The sequence below is a fragment of the Geobacillus sp. WSUCF1 genome (assembly GCF_000422025.1).
In the GTDB taxonomy this organism is placed as follows: domain Bacteria; phylum Bacillota; class Bacilli; order Bacillales; family Anoxybacillaceae; genus Geobacillus; species Geobacillus zalihae.
On the sequence record NZ_ATCO01000228.1, the window covers coordinates 1 to 4,232 of the forward strand.

Sequence of the window (4,232 nt, forward strand, 5' to 3'; positions counted from 1 at the left end):
AGGTGGTGGGTAGTTCACAAGGACGTTTTTTCTCATTATACCAAGGTAAGGCGCCCAAGCCTACCGTCCGACAACAAGCCGCAACATCTCTTTTCCTTTTCTCTTCCCCATTGTATAATGCAGCGAGAATCCCTCCGTTAATCATGTTTTCCGGTAAAAAACCGCGTTGGACGATGCCCCAACGCGGTTTTCCTTACAGCTCATCAAACCCATTATCCACTTGCACTTTCGTATATTGGCGCGGTTTTTGCTCGAAGAAGTCTGATTTGCCGAGGTCGACTTCTTCATACGCTTTAATCCAGCGGAGCGGGTTCGTCCGATAGCCGTCAAACGGGCGGTCAAAACCGAGCTGATGAGCGCGGACGTTGGCGTAAAACTTAATGTACGCTTCCAAATCAGCCAAGTCGATGCCATCGATGTCATTCCCGATGATTTCCCCGGCCCATTCGATTTCCAGCTCAGCCGCTTTCGTAAACGTTTCACGGACAAAATCGGAAAGCTCCGGCGTCCGATACTCCGGGTATTCGTTCAACACTTCCTTGAAAATTTTTGTAAACAAATCAACATGAATGTGCTCGTCACGGTTGATGTAATTGATCATCGTGCTCGTCGCCACCATTTTTTGCTGGCGCGCGAGGTTGTAGAAAAAGGCGAACCCCGAGTAGAAAAACAATCCTTCTAAAATAACGTCAAAGACGATCGACCGCAGCAAGTTCTCCACATTCGGCTCTTCGGCAAACGCCTTGTAGCCGTTCGTCACAAAATCGTTCCGCTTGCGCAGCGTCGGTTCGTTTCGCCAAAAGTCGAACACTTCATCTTGCTTTGCTTTCGGCACAAGGCTCGAGAGCACGTACGAATACGAATGGTTGTGAATGACTTCCTGCTGGGCAAGCATGATCATCAAGGCATTGATGCTTGGATCGGTAATGTAATCCGCCACACGTCCCGCGTAATCGGTTTGAATGCTGTCAAGCAGCGCCAACAGGCCGATGATTTTCAAAAACGCCTCCTGTTCGCGGGCGGTCAGCTGCGGAAACTGCTTCACATCTTGGGCCATATTGATTTCAAACGGCGTCCAAAAGTTGGCGAGCATTCGCTTATATTTCGCATACGCCCATGGGTAGGCGATATCGTCCCAGTTCAACACATTCGAGCAGCGGCCGTTGATGATGCCCGTCGAACGGTTCGGCGCCTCTGGATCCATAATCGGCCGTTTGACTAAGCGGATCGTCATGGTGTCGATTCCTTCCTTTCTCTTTCAAGTATCGTGATGCGCGACCAACCGCGGACGCCCCTCCCGCACAAGGAAGGGAAAGCCCGACCAAAGGCGTTTGTTGCGCCCCATGGTCAGCTCGCGCAAGAATCGCACTCGTCGATCGTCCCCGATGTCGAACGCACGTAATACGTCGTTTTCAACCCCGACTTCCATGCCGTCAAATGTAAATCGAGCAGCTCTTTTGCCTTAATCGTGTTCATGACGTAGAAGTTAAAGGAGATGGCTTGGTCGATATGGCGCTGGCGGGCGGCGTTTTGCTTGATGCTCCAACGTTGGTCGATATGGTACGCCGATTTGTAATACCATGTCGTCTGTTCGTTTAAATCCGGCACCGTAACGGGAATCTTATAATCTTTCTTTTCCTCGGCGTATACTTTTAAGAAAATGGGATCAATGCTTGCCGTACTGCCAGCGATGATCGACGTCGATGCGTTCGGGGCGATGGCCATGATATAGCCGTTGCGCATCCCGTAGCGGGCCACATCTTGCTTCAGCCGATCCCAATCCAATTCACCGTGGCTTTCGTAGCCGCGCCGCTCAAAATAAGCGCCCGTCTGCCAGTCCGACCCCGGAAACGCCGGGTAGCTCCCTTTCTCTTTGGCGAGCTCCATGCTCGCTTGAATCGCCAAATACGCGATCGTTTCATACAGCTCGTCGGCATAGCGGACCGCTTCCTCCGACTCCCAGCGAATACCTTTTAACGCCAAAAGATGATGCCAGCCAAAGGTTCCAAGCCCGACAGCGCGGTATTTTTCGTTCGTCAGGCCGGCCTGCAGCACCGGAATATTGTTTAAATCAATGACATTATCGAGCATCCGCATTTGAATCGGGATGAGCCGCGCTAAAACCCCATCGGTCACCGCCCGCGCCAAGTTGATCGACGATAAATTGCAGACGACAAAATCGCCTGGGATTTTCTCAATGATGATCATCCCGTCTTTTACATATTGCCGCTTCATCACCGTTGGGCTTTGGTTTTGCGCGATTTCCGTGCAAAGGTTGCTGCAGTAGATCATCCCGAGATGGCGATTCGGATTTTGCCGGTTCACTTCATCGCGGTAAAACATAAACGGCGTCCCCGACTCGAGCTGGCTGCGCATGATGCTTTTCATCACGTCGATCGCCGGCACTTTTTCTTTCGACAGCCTTGGTTCGTTGACGCATTGCCAGTATTTCTCGCGGAAACTCCCGCACCCTTTTTCCTCATCATAAAAATCCTCCAAGCTAAACCCCATCACCTTCCGCACTTCATGCGGATCAAACAAATACCAGTCGCCGCGCTGTTCGACTTGCTCCATGAACAAATCAGGGATGCAAACGCCGGTGAACAAATCATGCGTCCGCAGCCGTTCGTCGCCGTTGTTGAGCCGCGCATCGAGAAACGCAAAAATGTCTTTATGCCATACATCCAAATAGACGGAAATGGCCCCTTTTCGCTGTCCCAACTGATCGACGCTCACCGCTGTATTGTTCAACTGCTTCATCCACGGGATGACGCCGGAGGAGACCCCTTTGAACCCTTTAATGTCGCTGCCGCGCGAACGGATTTTCCCCAAATAAACGCCGATGCCGCCGCCCGATTTCGACAAGTTGGCGATGTCGGTGTTGCTGTCATAAATCCCTTGCAAGCTGTCATCGACCGTGTCGACAAAGCAGCTCGACAGCTGGCCGTATGACTTCCCGGCATTAGCAAGCGTCGGCGTCGCCACAGTCATGTATAAGTTGCTTAACGCCCAATACGCTTCCTTCACGAGCTCAAGGCGCCGCTTGGGTGGTTCATTCGCCATTAGCGTCATGGCGATGACCAAAAACCGCTCCTGCGGCAATTCATACAGCCGTCGCTCATAATCGCGGGCCAAATACCGATCCGCGAGCGTGCGCAGCCCAATGTACGTAAACAGCTTGTCCTTCTCCGGATCAAGAAACGCACCGATGGCATCAATTTCTTCTTTCGTATAACGTTCAAGCAAGAACGGGCTGTACACCCCTTGTTCTGTCAGCGCAACAAGCAGCGAGTAGAAATCGCCATACCGCTCGCGTTCATCGTACCCGCGCTGCCGTGCCGCCTCGCGGTACAGTTTCTGCAAATACAGCCGGGCGCACACAAACGTCCATTCCGGCTCATCTTCATCAATGTAAGAAAGTCCTTCCAAAATAGCCGTTTGGTGCAGCTGTTCTACCGTGACGGACTCCTTTCGACTGAGAAGCTGCCAAACACGCTCGACGTATTCATCAAGCGACAGACGGCCAAATCCAGCGGCGGCTTGCCCAATCAGCGACGCAAACTCTTCACGTGAAAACGAAACCGGCTTCCCTTGGTCATCGATGATGATCATTTTCGTCAATACGGTCATTCGTTTCCCCTCTCCTTCCATAAAAAAATCCGCTCGGGCAGGCGAGCGGATGAAACGACAGACGGAAAAAAGGCATACGAAACCCTTTTTCTTTTCCCCTATCGTTTCATCTTCTCACACCCCGAAGAACATGAAACGTTCCAAGCAAGGCAGGTCTCCTGACTCGTGCATCGTCCTACTTTGGGGCCTTCCCAGCGGCGCGCCGAACGGCTCTTGCCGCCAGTGGCCATCCCATTTCGTCCGCACATACAGTTGCGGGGGCAGTTCCGGATTCGCACCGGATTCCCTATTAAGTCCTGATGGACACCATTGCTTGGCAGAACGATATGTAGTTGTACAACAAGACTTCAAAACCAATATATAGTATTTAGCATCCTGATGGAACAAGCATATACCAAAACCGGGAAAATTGCAAGAGTGAGTGAATCAAATTTTCTCTTCCACATAAAAATCGTTCCTTGTTCATATTTCGTTCATAAAAACTTGCTACGATTCACCATGTACGAATCATATGAAGGAGGGGACGCAAAATGGGATTCAAACGCCCAATCTCAACCGCCCATCAAAATCGAACATCAAAACGAACTATATAGATGCAACGA

Annotated in this window: 2 protein-coding genes and 1 riboswitch; both genes read right to left on the reverse strand. The window is 51.2% G+C overall.

The genetic code is table 11. The features are described from left to right. Positions 1 to 193 precede the first annotated feature (193 nt). Positions 194 to 1,234 (reverse strand): ribonucleotide-diphosphate reductase subunit beta, encoded by a 1,041-nt coding sequence (locus tag I656_RS00770; protein ID WP_020756803.1) that lies wholly within the window; start codon positions 1,232 to 1,234, stop codon positions 194 to 196. Between the two features lie 113 nt (positions 1,235 to 1,347). Continuing rightward, entirely contained in the window at positions 1,348 to 3,630 is a 2,283-nt protein-coding gene (locus I656_RS00765) for a ribonucleoside-diphosphate reductase subunit alpha (protein ID WP_033006812.1), read from the reverse strand. Positions 3,631 to 3,760: 130 nt separating this feature from the next. Further along, positions 3,761 to 3,956: riboswitch (cobalamin riboswitch) on the reverse strand. Positions 3,957 to 4,232: the final 276 nt, after the last annotated feature.

What these genes read in the sequence shown, in the direction of transcription:
- I656_RS00765 (WP_033006812.1), bottom strand. Translation starts at nt 3,630, where the DNA reads ATGACCGTATTGACGAAAATGATCATCATCGATGACCAAGGGAAGCCG.
- I656_RS00770 (WP_020756803.1), bottom strand. Translation starts at nt 1,234, where the DNA reads ATGACGATCCGCTTAGTCAAACGGCCGATTATGGATCCAGAGGCGCCG.